The 16,721-nt window shown below is 36.7% G+C and carries 18 protein-coding genes and 1 pseudogene; all 19 read left to right on the top strand.

Features of this window, described 5'->3' with window-relative positions:
• The first annotated feature begins 23 nt into the window (after positions 1-23).
• Positions 24-737 (top strand): demethylmenaquinone methyltransferase, encoded by a 714-nt coding sequence (locus MHH45_RS08690; protein WP_016114093.1) that lies wholly within the window; start codon positions 24-26, stop codon positions 735-737.
• Between the two features lie 32 nt (positions 738-769).
• A complete protein-coding gene (gene hepT, locus MHH45_RS08685) occupies positions 770-1,732 on the top strand; it encodes a heptaprenyl diphosphate synthase component II (RefSeq protein WP_016114094.1) in 963 nt (320 codons plus the stop codon).
• Between the two features lie 125 nt (positions 1,733-1,857).
• Positions 1,858-2,304, top strand: a complete 447-nt coding sequence (gene ndk / locus MHH45_RS08680; RefSeq protein ID WP_003206516.1) for a nucleoside-diphosphate kinase — start codon at positions 1,858-1,860, stop codon at positions 2,302-2,304.
• 293 nt (positions 2,305-2,597) lie between these two features.
• The gene (gene aroC, locus MHH45_RS08675; protein ID WP_016114095.1) at positions 2,598-3,770 is read left to right on the top strand and encodes a chorismate synthase; all 1,173 of its coding nucleotides are present in this window, start codon (positions 2,598-2,600) and stop codon (positions 3,768-3,770) included.
• Complete coding sequence (aroB, locus tag MHH45_RS08670; protein ID WP_016114096.1) at positions 3,770-4,861, top strand: 3-dehydroquinate synthase; 1,092 nt, start codon at positions 3,770-3,772, stop codon at positions 4,859-4,861. The genes aroC and aroB overlap by 1 nt, the downstream gene beginning before the upstream one ends.
• Positions 4,858-5,209: pseudogene (gene aroH, locus MHH45_RS28045) on the top strand (chorismate mutase). Before aroB ends, aroH begins: the two are co-directional and overlap by 4 nt.
• Positions 5,210-5,223: 14 nt before the next feature.
• Complete coding sequence (hisC, locus tag MHH45_RS08655; protein WP_088094033.1) at positions 5,224-6,336, top strand: histidinol-phosphate transaminase; 1,113 nt, start codon at positions 5,224-5,226, stop codon at positions 6,334-6,336.
• 327 nt (positions 6,337-6,663) lie between these two features.
• On the top strand, positions 6,664-7,947 hold the full coding sequence (aroA, locus tag MHH45_RS08650) for a 3-phosphoshikimate 1-carboxyvinyltransferase (protein WP_445290630.1): 1,284 nt from the start codon (positions 6,664-6,666) through the stop codon (positions 7,945-7,947).
• 95 nt (positions 7,948-8,042) lie between these two features.
• A complete protein-coding gene (locus MHH45_RS08645; protein ID WP_016114100.1) occupies positions 8,043-9,305 on the top strand; it encodes a tetratricopeptide repeat protein in 1,263 nt (420 codons plus the stop codon).
• Between the two features lie 73 nt (positions 9,306-9,378).
• On the top strand, positions 9,379-9,915 hold the full coding sequence (locus MHH45_RS08640; protein WP_003206504.1) for a ReoY family proteolytic degradation factor: 537 nt from the start codon (positions 9,379-9,381) through the stop codon (positions 9,913-9,915).
• A 164-nt stretch (positions 9,916-10,079) separates the two neighbouring features.
• Positions 10,080-10,541: a YpiF family protein gene (locus MHH45_RS08635; protein ID WP_088094035.1), complete on the top strand. Its 462-nt coding sequence runs from the start codon at positions 10,080-10,082 to the stop codon at positions 10,539-10,541.
• Between the two features lie 139 nt (positions 10,542-10,680).
• A complete protein-coding gene (qcrA, locus tag MHH45_RS08630; protein ID WP_003196349.1) occupies positions 10,681-11,193 on the top strand; it encodes a menaquinol-cytochrome c reductase iron-sulfur subunit in 513 nt (170 codons plus the stop codon).
• Positions 11,194-11,868 carry a menaquinol-cytochrome c reductase cytochrome b subunit gene (qcrB, locus tag MHH45_RS08625; RefSeq protein ID WP_000932700.1) on the top strand — a complete coding sequence of 225 codons (675 nt, stop codon included), beginning with the start codon at positions 11,194-11,196 and terminating at the stop codon, positions 11,866-11,868.
• Between the two features lie 57 nt (positions 11,869-11,925).
• Entirely contained in the window at positions 11,926-12,693 is a 768-nt protein-coding gene (gene qcrC / locus MHH45_RS08620; RefSeq protein WP_016114102.1) for a menaquinol-cytochrome c reductase cytochrome b/c subunit, read from the top strand.
• A 124-nt stretch (positions 12,694-12,817) separates the two neighbouring features.
• Positions 12,818-13,408, top strand: coding sequence for a DUF1405 domain-containing protein (locus MHH45_RS08615; protein WP_033671036.1), 591 nt, complete (start codon positions 12,818-12,820; stop codon positions 13,406-13,408).
• 27 nt (positions 13,409-13,435) lie between these two features.
• Entirely contained in the window at positions 13,436-14,122 is a 687-nt protein-coding gene (lit, locus tag MHH45_RS08610) for a lipoprotein intramolecular transacylase Lit (RefSeq protein ID WP_016114104.1), read from the top strand.
• A 78-nt stretch (positions 14,123-14,200) separates the two neighbouring features.
• The gene (gene ypjB, locus MHH45_RS08605; RefSeq protein ID WP_088094036.1) at positions 14,201-14,989 is read left to right on the top strand and encodes a sporulation protein YpjB; all 789 of its coding nucleotides are present in this window, start codon (positions 14,201-14,203) and stop codon (positions 14,987-14,989) included.
• A 104-nt stretch (positions 14,990-15,093) separates the two neighbouring features.
• A complete protein-coding gene (locus tag MHH45_RS08600; RefSeq protein WP_016114106.1) occupies positions 15,094-15,777 on the top strand; it encodes a zinc metallopeptidase in 684 nt (227 codons plus the stop codon).
• Between the two features lie 201 nt (positions 15,778-15,978).
• A complete protein-coding gene (locus MHH45_RS08595) occupies positions 15,979-16,617 on the top strand; it encodes a uracil-DNA glycosylase (protein ID WP_016114107.1) in 639 nt (212 codons plus the stop codon).
• The last annotated feature ends 104 nt before the right edge of the window (positions 16,618-16,721 follow it).

Raw genomic sequence — 16,721 nt, 5'->3', positions numbered from 1 at the left:
TATATTGGAAGAAGGGTAAGCGCATGCAACAATCAAAAGAAGAAAGAGTACATGACGTATTTGAAAAAATCTCTGATAAATACGATGTAATGAATTCAGTTATAAGTTTTCAAAGGCATAAAGCATGGCGAAAAGAAACGATGCGAATTATGGATGTACAGCCTGGAAGCAAGGCGTTAGATGTGTGTTGTGGAACTGCTGATTGGACAATTGCACTTGCTGATGCTGTTGGAACGACTGGGAAAGTATATGGATTAGACTTTAGTGAAAATATGCTATCTGTTGGAAAAGAGAAAGTAGAAGCTTTAAATTTAAAGCATGTGGAACTTATGCATGGGAATGCGATGGAACTTCCATTTGAAGATGGTACATTTGATTATGTAACAATCGGATTTGGTCTTCGTAATGTTCCTGATTATATGCACGTATTAAAAGAAATGACGCGAGTAGTAAAGCCAGGCGGGAAAGTGATTTGTTTAGAAACATCTCAACCAACGATGATTGGTTTTCGCCAGATGTATATTTTGTATTTCAAATACATTATGCCTTTGTTTGGCAAAATGTTTGCAAAAAGCTATAAGGAATATTCATGGCTTCAGGAGTCTGCTAGCACATTCCCAGGGATGAAAGAATTAGCGAAGATGTTTGAATCGGCAGGACTTGAGCATGTGCAAGTGAAACCATTTACTTTTGGTGTAGCAGCTATGCACTTAGGATTAAAACCGAAATTAAAATAGAAAAAAGACGTTTTTAGGTTAAGGTGAACAATATGAAGTTACAACTTATGTACTCTTTTTTACGATCGGATATTGATGTAATAGAAAAAGAATTAAAAAAGGTTGTTGCCTCAGAGCAACAACTAATAGAAGATGCGGCATTACAGCTTATCGAAGCTGGTGGTAAACGAATTCGTCCTGTATTTGTGCTACTTGCGGGGAAATTCGGAGACTACAAGTTAGATGCAATTAAACATGTTGCAGTTGCTCTAGAGCTCATCCATATGGCTTCGCTTGTTCATGATGATGTAATTGACGCAGCGCTCTTACGAAGAAGTAGTGCAACTGTAAATGCAAAATGGGGAGATCGTATTGCGATGTATACGGGAGATTATTTGTTTGCAAAGTCTCTAGAGTGCATTACGAATTTAGAAGTTCCAGAAGCTCACCAGGCATTGTCGTATACAATTTTGGAAGTGTGTAAGGGTGAAATCGAACAAATTAAGGATAAGTATGATTATAATCAAAATTTAAGAACGTATTTACGACGAATTAAGAGAAAAACAGCATTGTTGATTGCGGCTAGTTGTCAGTTGGGAGCCATTGCTTCTGGGGCAAGTCGTGATACTGTAAATCGTTTGTTTTGGTATGGTTATTTTGTTGGAATGTCGTATCAAATTATTGATGATATTTTAGATTTCGTTTCAACAGAAGAAAAATTAGGAAAACCTGCTGGTGGAGATTTATTGCAAGGAAATGTCACACTTCCAGCTTTGTATGCAATGGAAGATCCAGAGCTTCGTGCAAAAATTGTATCCGTACATGAAAATACAACTGCAAGTGAGATGAAAGAAATTATTCATGATATTAAAACAAGTCCAGCAATTGATCGGGCATTTGCATTTAGTGAACGTTATTTACATAAAGCATTAGAGGTAATAAAACCTTTGCCACGTGGACAGGCAAAATATGCGTTGCAAAATGTTGCAAAGTATATTGGAAAACGAAAATTTTAATGACTTTCTTTTACAAATAAAAAAATCTCTCTATTTCAAAACTATTGCACAATTGTGATAAGGGTGTTAATATGTGTGTGGGGATATACAATTACATACATAATTCAGAAGTGGAGAGATTTTTTATGGAAAAAACATTTCTAATGGTAAAACCAGACGGCGTACAACGTGCCTTCATTGGGGAAATTGTAGCTCGTTTTGAGAAAAAGGGCTTTCAATTAGTTGGTGCGAAATTAATGCAAGTTACTCCAGAAATTGCAGGAAAACATTACGCTGAGCACACAGAAAAACCTTTCTTTGGTGAATTAGTAGATTTCATTACATCTGGTCCTGTTTTTGCAATGGTATGGCAAGGGGAAGGTGTAGTAGATACTGCTCGTAATATGATGGGTAAAACAAGACCTCATGAAGCGGCACTAGGTACAATTCGTGGCGATTTTGGTGTAACAGTTGCGAAAAATATTATCCATGGTTCTGATTCTCTAGAAAGTGCAGAACGTGAGATTGGTATTTTCTTTAAAGAAGAAGAATTAGTAGACTACTCAAAATTAATGAATCAATGGATTTACTAATTATTTTAAAATAATTTGTAAACGCTTTAATTACTGTGATAATAGTGAAAAGTGCAAGGAGAGTGTGAATACTCTTCTTGCACTTTTTTAGTTTCAAATAGTTACGAAGTAAGGCCCGGTATGATATATTGATACATAAAGTAAAACTTCTATGAAGGAAGAATAACTTTTGAACAAGACATAAAACCTTTCTTTTTAGGTGGGAGAGAGCATCCGCTCATGCGTAGAAGCGGTCAGATCCTCATCCTATCATTAATGTGGATAAAATAATTACAAGAAAAGGGGAATATCCGATGCGATACATCACAGCGGGTGAATCTCACGGTCCGCAGCTTACGGCAATTTTGGAAGGTATTCCAGCAGGGTTATCTTTAGTAGCAGATGATATAAATGAAGAATTAGCAAGAAGGCAGAAAGGTTACGGACGTGGCAGACGTATGCAGATTGAAAAAGATCAAGCACAAATTGTCAGTGGTGTTAGACATGGACTTACGCTTGGGTCTCCAATTGCACTCGTTGTCGAAAATCGAGATTTTACCCATTGGACAAAGATTATGGGAGTAGATCCGTTAACTGAACAAGAAGCAAAAGAAATGAAAAGACAAATTACAAGACCGAGACCTGGTCATGCTGATTTAAATGGTGCAATTAAATATGGACACCGTGATATGAGAAATGTACTTGAACGCTCTTCAGCACGTGAAACAACAGTTCGAGTTGCAGCAGGAGCTGTTGCGAAAAGACTTTTAGCAGAGTTAGGTGTAAAGGTTGCTGGACATGTAATTGAAATTGGCGGTGTGCAGGCAGAAAAGCTTACATATGACTCAATAGAACAACTACAAGAAATTACAGAAGCATCCCCGGTTCGTTGTTTAGATGAGGAAGCATCTAAAAAGATGATGCAGGCAATTGATGATGCAAAAACAAGTGGAGATTCTATTGGTGGAATTGTTGAAGTGATTGTAGAGGGAATGCCAATTGGAGTAGGGAGCTATGTGCATTATGACCGAAAACTCGATGCGAAATTAGCAGCGGCAGTAATGAGTATAAATGCTTTTAAAGGTGTGGAAATTGGCATTGGATTTGAAGCGGCACATAAGCCAGGAAGTCAAGTACACGATGAAATTCTTTGGGATCAAGAAAAAGGGTATACGAGACGAACAAATCATGCTGGTGGATTAGAAGGTGGCATGACAACAGGTATGCCGGTTGTCGTACGCGGCGTCATGAAACCCATTCCAACGCTATATAAGCCGCTTCAAAGTGTTGATATTGATACGAAAGAATCTTTTTCAGCGAGCATTGAACGTTCTGATAGTTGTGCTGTACCAGCAGCTAGTGTTGTGGCGGAAGCAGTTGTTGCATGGGAACTAGCAGTAGCTCTAGTGGAACAATTTGGAGCAGATCGTATGGATTGTATTCGTGAAAATATTAAGAAACATAATGAATATGCGAGGGAATTTTAATGGAGAAAATACATATTCAGACGCAGTCTAAAGAGTATGATGTATATGTAGGAAAAGATGCGTTGTCACATTTGACAGCGCTTGTTCGAAATATGGAACCGACTGTTTCTAATGTAATGGTCATTTCTGATGAATCTGTCGCATCATTTCATTTAGAAGAAGTTATGGATGCATTGCAAGTAGAAAAACATGTTTTTTCATTTGTTGTTCCAAGTGGAGAGAAAGAAAAATCATTTGAAAACTTTTATGCGGCTCATACGTCAGCGCTTGAAAATGGGATGGATCGACATTCTTTAGTTGTTGCACTTGGAGGAGGAATGATCGGTGATTTAGCGGGTTTTGTTGCGGCGACATTTATGCGCGGTATTCGCTTTATTCAAGTTCCAACAACGTTACTGGCACATGACAGCGCAGTTGGTGGAAAAGTTGCCATTAATCACCCTCTAGGAAAAAATATGATCGGAGCGTTTCATCAGCCAGAAGCAGTTCTATATCATACACCATTTTTAAATTCATTACCGGAAAAAGAGTGGCGTTCAGGATTTGCTGAAGCGATTAAACATGCTTTTATCGGTGATGTTGAATTATATCATTGGTTAAAGCGAGAAGTGAAAACATTAGAAGATATACGGGATGAAAAATTAATTTATATATTACAGCGAGCAATTCCTGTAAAAGCAAATATTGTAGCGCAAGACGAAACTGAAAAAGGTGTGCGTGCTCACTTGAATTTTGGACATACATTAGGACATGCTCTTGAAAAAGAGATGGGATATGGGGAAATTACTCATGGTGATGGAGTAGCAATTGGTATGTTATTCGCGATATTCTTAAGTGAACAAATTTATAAAGTAGACCTTGGTTATAAGGAAATTAAGCGGTGGTTTTCTCAGTATGGTTATCCACCTATGCCAAGGAATCTAAATATAGAACGTCTTGTGCAAGTGATGAAGCAGGATAAAAAAGCGAACGCAGGAATAATTCGTATGGTACTTATGCAGGAATATGGGGTGGTGAATGTCGTATCTATTTCAGATGAGACTGTTCATACTACATTAGAAGCATTTCAAAGAGATGAGGAATCTATTTGATTCGCGCAATTCGCGGCGCGATTACAGTCGAACATAATGAAGCTGAGGAGATATTGACTGCAACAGAGCGTTTAGTGAAGAGAATAGCAAATGACAATGGAATCTATCCGGCTGATATTGTATCGGTGTTAATTTCTACAACAGCTGACATAAATGCATGTTTTCAGGCAGCGACTTGGAAGGCTTTACTTATTACCGGTGATGTGTGTAAAAGAAATAGATGTACCGAATGCTTTGCAGAAGTGTATTCGTGTGATAATGACAGTCACGACAAAAAAGTTGCAGCATGAAGTAGAGTGTATACATGCAGAAAAGGCGATTGTACTGCGGTCTAATCTAGTAAAATGACAGGGGGAATCAAAATGAGAGTAAAAGAGCAATTGTTAACTTTGAAAGCATATGTACCTGGCAAAAACATTGAAGAAGTAAAAAGAGAATATGGATTATCTAAAATTGTAAAATTAGCATCTAATGAAAACCCGTTTGGCTGTTCAAAACGTGTAACGGAAGCTTTAGCTTCATTAAGCACACAATATGCTTTATATCCAGATGGAGCAGCTTTTGAACTTCGTGAAAAAGTAGCCGCACACCTTCATGTGAAACCAGAGCAACTTTTATTTGGTAGCGGTCTGGATGAAGTAATTCAAATGATTAGTCGCGCTTTATTAGAAAAAGGTACAAATGTTGTGATGGCAAATCCAACATTTTCACAATACTATCACCATGCTGTAATTGAAGGGGCAGAGGTTCGTGAAGTGCCACTTAAGGATGGTATTCATGACTTGGACACGATGCTAAAGCAAATTGATGAACAAACGCAAATCGTATGGATTTGTAATCCGAACAATCCAACAGGAACATATGTAGAAAAGCAAAAATTACTTTCATTTTTAGAGGCGGTTCCGAAGTCAACACTCGTAATTATGGATGAAGCATACTATGAATATGCAGGAGCGAAAGAGTATCCACAAACATTGCCACTTCTTGAAGAGTATGAAAATCTCATGGTGTTACGTACATTTTCAAAAGCATATGGCTTAGCTGCTTTTCGTATTGGTTATGCTGTAGGGAATGAAAAACTCATACAGCAATTAGAAGTAGCAAGATTACCATTTAATACATCAGCTATTGCGCAAGCTGTTGGTTTGGCAGCGATAGAAGATCAAGAATTTTTACAAGAGTGCGTGAAGCAAAATGCTGAAGGATTAAATCAATATTATACGTTCTGTAAGGAGTACGACGTTTTTTACTATCCATCACAAACAAATTTCATCTTCTTAAGGCTTGGGATTCCCGGTAATGAAGCATTTGAAAGATTAATGAGAAAAGGGTATATTGTTCGTTCAGGTGCTGCGTTTGGCTTGCCAGATGGTATTCGTATTACTGTTGGTTTAAAAGAAGAGAATGATGAGATTATTGAATTGCTGACGGAACTTGTGAAAGAGCAAAAGAAGAAAGAAAAAACGTATTCTTAAGAAAAAGCGCGGCTCCCATTATAGGAGTCGTTTTCTTTTAGATTATACATATTTGCGCGATGAAGAAGGAAAGCAGTACAATAAAGATATATACATACAAATTGGAAAACTGCCATAAACATTTCTTTTTAGGAGGGAGAGAGGATCCGGTCGTGCATAGAAGTGGTTAGAGCTTTTTTCAGTCCCATGCCAAGTGAAAACAAAGAGAGAAAATGAGTGGGGATCTTCTTTTGTTTTCATAGCCGCGACTTATATGTTGGAAAATCAAAATGGATATATAGAGATGATATAGGTGTACAAAAGTATATATTATTTTTAATAGGGGTGATAAAAATGAGGAGACTCATAAGGCGGAAAAATGGTTTGAATGGAACGATTGCTGTGCCTGGAGATAAATCTATTTCACACCGCGCTGTGATGTTTGGAGCGATAGCAGAGGGAACAACAAAAATTTCAAATTTTTTATTAGGAGAAGACTGTTTAAGTACGATTGCTTGCTTTCGGAAATTAGGAGTAATGATTGAGCAAGATGGTAACGATGTCATTGTATATGGAAAAGGATTAGCTGGATTACAGGAACCGAAAGAGGTGCTAGATGTAGGGAACTCAGGAACCACTATTCGTCTCATGCTCGGTATTTTAGCGAATGCTCCTTTCCATTGTACTATAATTGGGGATGAATCTATTGGAAAACGTCCTATGAAACGTGTTACAGCCCCTCTTCGTGAAATGGATGCACAAATTGAAGGTCGGGAAGATGGACAATATACGCCGTTGTCGATTCGTGGAGGAAACATAAAAGGTATACACTATCATTCTCCTGTAGCAAGTGCGCAGGTAAAATCAGCTATTTTACTTGCAGGATTGCAAGGAGAAGGGGTGACATCAGTAATAGAACCGTTACAATCTCGTGATCATACGGAAAGAATGCTGCGTGCATTTGGTTGTGAAGTGAATGTAGAAGGGCGAACTGTTTCTTTACAAGGGGGGCAATCGCTTGTAGGAATGGAAATAGAGGTTCCAGGTGATGTCTCTTCAGCTGCCTTTTTCTTAGTAGCGGGTGCAATTGTACCAAATAGTAAACTTGTATTGAAAAATGTTGGTTTAAATCCAACAAGAACAGGGATTCTGGATGTGTTATCAGAAATGGGAGCGCTTATTTCAATTCGTAATGTTCGAAATGAAGAGTTTGAACCATGTGGAGATATTACAATTGAAACTTCTGAACTGAAAGGAATTGAAATTGGCGGTTCACTTATTCCAAGGTTAATTGATGAAATTCCTATTATTGCTTTACTGGCGACACAGGCGACAGGAACAACAATTATTAAAGATGCAGAGGAGTTAAAAGTAAAAGAAACGAATCGCATCAATACGGTTGTTGATGAGCTTCGAAAACTGGGAGCGGAAATTGAAGCGACACCAGATGGTATGATTATTAATGGGAATCAGAAGTTACAAGGGAATATTGTTAATAGTCATGGGGACCATCGCATTGGCATGATGCTTGCAATTGCGTCTTGTATAGCAGAAGGAGAAGTGCAAATGGAAAACGGTGACGCAGTCGCTATATCTTATCCGAATTTTTTTGAGCAGCTAGAATCTCTGTGAAGATTCTTTTCTGCTCCTTTGAGTTGCTTACATGACAACTGTTGTTTATGATTAATGAACAGAAGAGAATATTATAAGAATTAAAGGAGACATTTATGCAAAAGTTTGAACAGGCTGTTTCTTATATTGAAAATGGGGAAGCGGAAAAAGGATTAACACAATTAAAAGAATTGGTAAAACAAGGGACAGATGAAGAGAAGTATGATATTGCTCGCTACTATCATACGCTTGGATTTATTGATGAAGCGTTAGCGATTACAGAAGATTTACGTTTGTTATATCCAGAAGAAAGTGAGTTTACAATATTTTTAGCAGAATTATATATTGATTTAGATAAAGAAGATGAGGCAATTGAAGTGCTTCATGATATCTCTGAAGACGATGAACTGTATGTTCAATCTTTACTACTTGTTGCGGATCTATTTCAAATGCAGGGCTTCGATGATGTTGCAGAGCAAAAACTATTAAAAGCAAAAGAAATGATGCCAGAAGAGCCTGTTATTACTTTTGGACTAGCAGAACTTTATAGCAGTAAAGGTGAGGAGCAAAAAGCGATTGCTTATTATCAGTCATTACTTTCTGATCACAAAGTAATGGGAGGCGTTGTAATTGCTCTTCGCTTAGCTGAAACGCTAAGTGCAATTGGAAACTGGGAAGAAGCGATTACGTACTATGAAGAAGGATTAGAAGAACAAAAAGATATTCATTCTTTATTTGGGTATGCATTTACACTTTATCAAGGTGAAGAGTATCAAAGGTCGATTGGAGCTTGGAAAGAATTAAAAGAACTAGACCCAGAATATGCATCCTTATATATGTATTTGGCTAAATGTTATGAAAAAGAAGGAATGCTTCAAGAAAGCTATGAAACACTTCATGAAGGAATTAAAATTGATGAATTATCTGTGCCTCTTTATGCAGAACTTGCAAATATTGCAGCGAAGATAGGGAAATTAGCAGAAGCAGAAGAATTGCTTCAAAAAGCATTACAGATTGATCCAGGACATTTAGGTGCGATATTAAAATATGCATATATCTTAAAAGAACAAGAGAAATATGAAGAACTAATTGTTGTTGTAGAAAATGCAATGGATAGTGGAGAACAAGATACACAATTACTTTGGGATCTGGCATTTGCGAAAAAACAATTAGAAATGTATTCTGATGCATTAAAACACTATGAGAGTGCATATACTTCTTTTAAGAATCATTCGGATTTCTTGGAAGAGTACGGTTATTTCCTATTAGAAGAAGGATTGCGAAAGGAAGCGAAAGAAGTGTTTACACGCTTACTACAACTGGATCCAACACAAATTCACATCGAAGAATTGCTATATAATTTAGAGGATTTTTCATAAGTTGGAAGGAAAGTGAATGCTGCTTCTTGAATCTAAATAAGAAAAGAGAAAGACAGAGGAGGGACTGAGCGCTATGAATACCCCTGTTTCTGTAAACGAGAAGAAGGATTTTGTAAAATGGTTTTTAAACAATTATCAACTGAAACAGCGTGAATGTGTATGGATTTTAAATTATTTAATGAGTCATGATCAATTAATGCACAAAGTCCACTTCGTAGAACATGCAAAATATTGCCCTCGTGGTTTAGTGATGTCAGCAAATTGTGTGAAAGATACACCGTTTCACTTCTTTAAACAAAATGTTATGACGACGGATGCAGAAAAATCATTTCATGACATTCGTTTAAATCGAGATGAGGATATTTATATTCAACTTAATTTTAAATCATCGTTCCAAAATGCAAATTATGTAGCAGTATTAGAAGAAAATCCGTACTTGCCAAAGCATATTGAAGTAAATGAAAAAGATCGTTTACTTGCAGAACGATTTTTAGAAGAGAGTGTATTTTCATTTCGAAGAGATCGACTTTTAAAGCAAATTGATGAAGCGCTGGACAATCAAGATAAGGAAGCTTTTTGTAAGTTAACAGAGGAATTGAAAAGCCTGTAAGGAATGTTCATTTTATTTAATTTTGACAAATTTCTAACTATTTAAAGAAAAACTACCTAATATAGGTAGTTTTTCTTTTTTTACCTGTTTTAGTATGGTTTAATAGATATAAAGTGAAAGTTCTGTCATTTAGAATGGGATAATGGGCAAAGGAGGGAATTATGATGAAATGGGTTGTAAAAGATGCGGAGCAATTTGAACAAGCTAGAGAGTATGTGGATACTGGTATTATACCCCTTCTTTCTATTTCAGTAGCAAAAGAAATGAAGAGTGTTGTAGCGCAAGGGGAATTTATTGAAACTTTAAGCATGGAGTTAGAAAGAGAATATAAAGGAAGAGTGTTTTTGTTACCGCCGTTTACGTACTTAACGGAGCAGCAAAAGCAAGAGCAAGGGCGTTTACAAGATTGGACAAGTCATTTGCAGGAGCAAGGATTGAAACATATTGCTTATGTTACAAGTGACTTTGCATGGAAAGAGGGTGTAGATACGTTACCAGGTCATTTGTTTTGGTTACCTGCTTTATCGCTAGAGGAATTTAGTGATCAAGCGAAAAGAGAAGTAATTCATGCGCATGTAAAAAATATAATGGAATTATTGACAGAAAAGTGGGAAAATAAAAAATAAGCAGATAGTTCTTATGATTATGAGTAGTATGATATTGACCTGCGCATGTGGGTATTATATCATGATAGTGTCCTAGTTTTTATTTTTTTATACTGTTTTGTCACGAGGGGACAATTTCTGATAGAGGGGGGAAATTTTCGTGAGCGAGAAAGAACATCGTGTGTCAAGAAGACAATTTTTAAACTACACGCTTACAGGTGTAGGAGGTTTTATGGCAGCTGGAATTTTAATGCCAATGACGCGCTTTGCACTTGATCCAGTTTTAAGGAAAGAAGCGGGGGGAGAGATGGTTGCTGTTGCGCAAGTTAAAGAGATTACAACAGAACCAAAACGCTTTGACTTTAAGGTAAAGCAGGTTGATGGATGGTACAAGTCCGAAGAACCAAAATCTGCTTGGGTGCATAAAGATGAAAGCGGAGACATTGTAGCGTTTTCTCCAGTGTGTAAACATTTAGGGTGTACGGTTAACTGGAATTCAGACAAGTCGCATCCTAATCAATTTTTTTGCCCATGTCACGGGGGACGTTACACAAAAGATGGCATAAACATAAAGGGAACGCCGCCTCTTGCTCCACTTGATGTGTATGAATCCAAAGTGAAGGATGGAACGCTTTATTTAGGAAAAGCAAAGCCAAGAGGGGGTGCGAAATAGATGTTAAATAAAATTTATGATTGGGTGGACGAACGGTTAGATATTACACCGATATGGCGTGATATTGCCGACCATGAAGTACCCGAACATGTAAATCCAGCACATCACTTTTCTGCATTCGTCTACTGCTTTGGAGGACTTACGTTTTTTGTTACTGTAATTCAAATTTTGTCAGGAATGTTTTTAACAATGTATTATGTACCAGATATTAAAAATGCTTGGGAATCGGTTTATTATTTACAAAATGAAGTTGCGTATGGACAAATTGTACGTGGCATGCACCATTGGGGTGCCAGCCTTGTAATTGTAATGATGTTTTTACATACACTTAGGGTTTTCTTCCAAGGTGCATATAAGAAACCTCGTGAATTAAATTGGATTGTCGGTGTTCTTATTTTCTTTGTTATGCTAGGTCTTGGTTTTACCGGATATTTATTACCATGGGATATGAAAGCGTTATTTGCAACAAAAGTAGGGATTCAAATTGCGGAGCAAACACCGCTTATCGGCCCTTATATTAAAACATTACTTGCTGGTCACTCCGAAATTGTCGGGGCTCAAACATTAACTCGCTTCTTTGCTATTCACGTCTTCTTCTTACCAGCAGCACTTCTAGGCTTAATGGCCTTCCACTTCATCATGATTCGCAAACAAGGTATTTCTGGTCCGCTATAAGTAAGAGATTGCTAATTTGAAAGAATAGGAGAAAAACTGAATTGAAGGAGGGAGATTATGCATCGCGGCAAAGGGATGAAGTTTGTGGGAGATTCACGAGTACCTGTAGCACGTAAACCGAATATCCCGAAAGATTATTCTGAATACCCAGGGAAAACAGAAGCGTTTTGGCCGAACTTCTTGTTGAAAGAATGGATGGTTGGTGCGGTTTTTTTAATCGGTTATTTATGTTTAACGGTGGCGCATCCGTCGCCACTTGAGAGAATGGCGGATCCTACAGATGCAGGATATATACCACTTCCAGACTGGTATTTCTTATTTCTGTATCAGCTTTTAAAGTACTCATATGCATCAGGCTCATTTACTGTAATCGGCGCGTTTATTATGCCAGGGATTGCATTTGGAGCATTACTATTGGCGCCATTTCTCGATCGAGGTCCTGAAAGACGTCCATTGAAACGTCCAGTTGCAACTGGATTCATGCTTTTAGCAATTGCTTCTATCATCTTTTTAACATGGGAGTCTGTGGCACATCATGACTGGGAAGCTGCAAAAAAACAAGGTGCAATTGTGAAAACGACACCAGTAGATAAAAATGATGAAGGTTATAAATTGATGCAAAAAAATACATGTTTAACATGTCATGGTGATAACTTGCAAGGTGGTGCAGCGGCGCCAGCGCTGCAGAATTTAGCATTAAAACCAGAAGAAATTGCAAAGATTGCGAAAGATGGAAAAGGTGCGATGCCTAAAGGCGTATTTAAGGGCACAGATGAGGAGTTGAAGAAGCTCTCAGAATTTATTACGAAATATAATAAAAAATAATTGAAGGCTGACTACGAATTTGTAGTCAGCCTTTCTGTTTGTAACACAAAGTTTGCTATAATAAAAGCATAGCGTTTTAGAGAATAAAAAAGTTACTTTGTTTGAAAGGTGTTGTATATACATATTGGTCTACGTGTATGCGTTATTAAGACAGCGTTCGGTTTTACTACTTTTGTTCATCATTAACATTTTAGGGACAATATATGGTTTTATTTGGTATGGAGATCAATTGATGGAAACTTCATTGATATTCTGGCCATTTGTTCCTGATAGCCCTATTGCAAGTTTCTTCTTTGTTTTTGTATTACTAGCCTTTTTGTGTAATAAAAATTGGGGACTAATAGAAGCTTTGGCAATCGTTTCCTTAATGAAATATGGTATTTGGGCTGTTGTTGTAAATGGCATTATGTTTATGGTTAAGGGAAATCTTGAGTTTATAAGTTATATGTTGGTGCTTTCTCATTTTGCAATGGCTATACAAGGTTTATTATATGCCCCGTTTTACCGTATAAAAAAGTGGCATTTTATTGTAGCAGGTATATGGACGTTACATAATGATGTAATCGACTATTTGTTTTGGCAAATGCCGAGATATGGTATTATGCATTTGTTTGTAGAACAGATTGGTTACTTTACATTTTGGCTAAGTATTGTTGTATTAGCTATTACATACTATTGTTGTTTGAGAAAAAATCGAAAACAGTTTTCGTTATGAAATTAGATGAGGGATTGGGGAAAGAAAATGAATAAAAATAAGATAGGTGTAAGAATATTCGATCGTTTGATAACTACTATTGTCTCATACTGTATAGCATTTTCTATTTTTGCTATTGCAACTACAATTGTTGTATATGGGAAATGGTTATATTATGCAGATATACATTTTTTAAATATATCAGATTTAGCAAATATGACAGAATCAGAAATTAAGAAGAACTATGATGTACTGATGACATACCTTTCTCCTTTTTATCATGAATCATTACAATTGCCTACACTAGATATGTCAACAAGTGGAAGAATTCATTTTGTTGATGTGAAAAATATTTTAGTGAAGATTCAATACGGGATGTGTATGGCGCTCAGTATTGCTTTATTGGGCGGGGGGTATTTATTGCGTAAACGAAAGATGAAGTTTTTATTACATGGTGCAATTTTGACCATTATATTTCCGATTGCGCTTACGTTGCCTATTGCAATTAATTTTGAAAAGAGTTTTGTACTATTCCATAAACTTCTTTTTAGCAATGATTATTGGCAATTTGATAGTGAAACAGACCCTATTATTTTAATGCTACCAGAACAGTTTTTTATGCATGCAGCATGTGTAATTTTAATATTGATTTTATGTGGGAGTGCTTTTTGTTATTGTATGTATAGATATTTATTAAAAAAGCGGAAGTCTTCAATGGAAAATCTTTATTCATAAAATATTTTTCGGTTTCGTTCTGTTCTATTCTTGTCCACCTTAACATATTTTGTACTAGTAGTTATAGGGGGGACCGGAATGAAGAGAGTCTTAATTGGAATGATAGCATTTCTGATTATATTGTTTCCAGTACGTATATACGCTGAAAAATGGAATGAGTTAACGGGGCTATTAGATGATTCCTTGCAACTTGTAAAACAAGAAGAATATAAGAAAGCAACGCAAGTATTGCAACATTTTTCAGAACAATTTGTATTGCGGGAGAATGAAAAGGAAAATAAACTAACACCCATGCATTTTCGGGTAATCTCTTTAGCGTATGACAGGGCACAGCGATCGCTTGGGGAAGAAAGTTTAGATCAGCAAATAAAAATAGATGATGTATTGGCACTACAATTGGTGGTAGATGCGGAAGTATCTAAGTATCAACCGCTTTGGATAGAACGAGAAGGACGTGTTATGGGGGCTTTTGCTAAAGTTGAAAAGGCACTTCAAACAGAAGATGATGAACGATTCCAACAATCATTAAATACATTTTTGCATGAATTTGATGTGATTTATCCAAGTTTAATGATTGCATTGCCGGAAAATCAATCACAGCGTGTAAATGCGCATTTATCGTATTTGGATGAATTTCGTAATGTGATGTTAAAAAATAAAAGTGGACAAATGCAAGTAGGGATTATAAAAGGAGATTTACAAAAAATATTTCAAACAGCAAAGAAAGATGAAGTGGACTCTTCTCTCATATGGTTTATGACAATTACAGGTGGACTTATTTTCTTTACATTAACGTACGTTGGTTGGAGAAAATATAAGGGAGAGAAAGCGAAGCGTACCAGTGGGATACATTCTAAAAATCGATAAGATCACTAATATAGACAAGGATTGTAAGGTTTCTTTATTGACAATATATAAAGAAGAAAATAGAATGGATAGTACTACAATTACGACTTCAATGGAGGTTCATAATGGCTTTTTATTTAGTTTATTTCGCGATCATTATGATCATACCGTTGTATGCACAGTCAAAAGTACGCAGTGCTTATAGCAAATATTCACAGGTGTATTCAACATCGGGTATGACAGGAGCGGAAGTAGCTCGGAAAATTTTAGATGAAAATGGTTTGTATAACATAGCTGTGGAAGAAACACCAGGGCATTTGTCAGACCACTATGACCCAACAGCCAAAACGGTTCGCTTGTCAACTGATAACTATTATGGTCATTCAGTTGCTGGAACAGCTGTAGCAGCTCATGAAGTAGGGCATGCGATTCAAGATGCGAAAGATTATAAGTTTATGCGTTTTCGTCATTCTTTAGTTCCAGTTGCAAGCTTCGGATCGAACATGTCATGGGTGTTCATTATGATTGGTATATTTGCATCGATGACAAAGCTATTGTTACTAGGGATTATTTTAATGGCAGCAGGTGTAGTTTTCCAGCTCGTTACATTGCCGGTTGAGTTTGATGCTTCCAAACGTGCAATGCAGCAAATTGAAGCACTTGGAATTGTATCAACAGACGAATATGGGCAAGCACGTAAAGTATTAAATGCAGCAGCTTTAACATATGTTGCAGCGGCGGCAGTAGCGGTATTTGAATTGCTTCGTCTAGTATTAGTTTATACAGGGATGCAGCGTAGCGATGATTAAAGACTATCGATTTCGATAGTCTTTTTCTTTATCCCGCTATTTGTGGACAGTAAGACTTAAGCCTTAAGTTTCAGAGAGAAGCGATGAATTTTGTTTTATAATTTGTTTATTATTGTAAATTGATAAAAAGTAGCATAATGAAATTTAAAGAGCAAGTTATAATAATAAGAAGCATAGGTAAAGTGATTATGAGTGAAGGTGATGGAAATGCAATATCCAGATTCATTAGTACTGCATGTGAAAAAACTTAGTGCTCCCTATCCATTAGAAGGTTTTTTATGTGGACAAGGTCCTGAAAATCCGAAACTAATGCTTGTTGGAGAAGCGCCAGGAGAAACAGAAATTCATAATGGCATTCCGTTTAGTGGAAGAGCAGGTAAGGAGTTAATGGGATTTTTAGAACGTATCGGCCTTACAAGGGAAGACGTATATATTACGAGCACTGTACGTAGCCGGCCTTATATATGGAGAGAGAAAAGAGAGCGGAGCGGGCAAGTTGCTCAGAAGAAATATAATCGAACCCCAAATCAGAGAGAAATACTTGTACATGCTCCTTTGTTAGATTATGAGATGGAACATGTGCAAGCACCGGTTATTGTCACACTTGGAAATATTGCATTAAAGCGTTTAGTGGGACCAGATAAAAAGATTACTGATGTTCATGGGCAATTATTGCAGCAGCCAGTACGAAGACTAAAAAATAATCAAAGTACAGATTTTATATGGACCGAGAAGATATATAATATTTTTCCGACATTTCATCCAGCATCAATTTTTTATAATAGAGGCTTGTTGGATTTGATTTATGAGGATTTAGAAAAATTAAGGAAGTATATATAGTAGAAGTTTTCTTTATAGTGGTTTACAACTTAAAGAGCTATCGGGTTCGATAGCTTTTTAAGTTGTGTATTTGGAAAGTGTAGTAATGTTAGAAATCTAGCATG

This window comes from Bacillus sp. FSL K6-0042, assembly GCF_038006685.1.
Taxonomy (GTDB): Bacteria; Bacillota; Bacilli; order Bacillales; family Bacillaceae_G; genus Bacillus_A; species Bacillus_A pseudomycoides.
Note: the sequence above shows the minus strand (reverse complement) of the source record. Positions and strands in the feature narration are given on the sequence as shown.

Excerpts from the sequence above, each read along its gene's own strand:
- MHH45_RS08690 (WP_016114093.1), top strand. The coding sequence starts at position 24 with ATGCAACAATCAAAAGAAGAAAGAGTACATGACGTATTTGAAAAAATC.
- hepT (WP_016114094.1), top strand. The coding sequence starts at position 770 with ATGAAGTTACAACTTATGTACTCTTTTTTACGATCGGATATTGATGTA.
- ndk (WP_003206516.1), top strand. The coding sequence starts at position 1,858 with ATGGAAAAAACATTTCTAATGGTAAAACCAGACGGCGTACAACGTGCC.
- aroC (WP_016114095.1), top strand. The coding sequence starts at position 2,598 with ATGCGATACATCACAGCGGGTGAATCTCACGGTCCGCAGCTTACGGCA.
- aroB (WP_016114096.1), top strand. The coding sequence starts at position 3,770 with ATGGAGAAAATACATATTCAGACGCAGTCTAAAGAGTATGATGTATAT.
- hisC (WP_088094033.1), top strand. The coding sequence starts at position 5,224 with ATGAGAGTAAAAGAGCAATTGTTAACTTTGAAAGCATATGTACCTGGC.
- MHH45_RS08645 (WP_016114100.1), top strand. The coding sequence starts at position 8,043 with ATGCAAAAGTTTGAACAGGCTGTTTCTTATATTGAAAATGGGGAAGCG.
- MHH45_RS08640 (WP_003206504.1), top strand. The coding sequence starts at position 9,379 with ATGAATACCCCTGTTTCTGTAAACGAGAAGAAGGATTTTGTAAAATGG.
- MHH45_RS08635 (WP_088094035.1), top strand. The coding sequence starts at position 10,080 with ATGAAATGGGTTGTAAAAGATGCGGAGCAATTTGAACAAGCTAGAGAG.
- qcrB (WP_000932700.1), top strand. The coding sequence starts at position 11,194 with ATGTTAAATAAAATTTATGATTGGGTGGACGAACGGTTAGATATTACA.
- qcrC (WP_016114102.1), top strand. The coding sequence starts at position 11,926 with ATGCATCGCGGCAAAGGGATGAAGTTTGTGGGAGATTCACGAGTACCT.
- lit (WP_016114104.1), top strand. The coding sequence starts at position 13,436 with ATGAATAAAAATAAGATAGGTGTAAGAATATTCGATCGTTTGATAACT.
- ypjB (WP_088094036.1), top strand. The coding sequence starts at position 14,201 with ATGAAGAGAGTCTTAATTGGAATGATAGCATTTCTGATTATATTGTTT.
- MHH45_RS08600 (WP_016114106.1), top strand. The coding sequence starts at position 15,094 with ATGGCTTTTTATTTAGTTTATTTCGCGATCATTATGATCATACCGTTG.
- MHH45_RS08595 (WP_016114107.1), top strand. The coding sequence starts at position 15,979 with ATGGAAATGCAATATCCAGATTCATTAGTACTGCATGTGAAAAAACTT.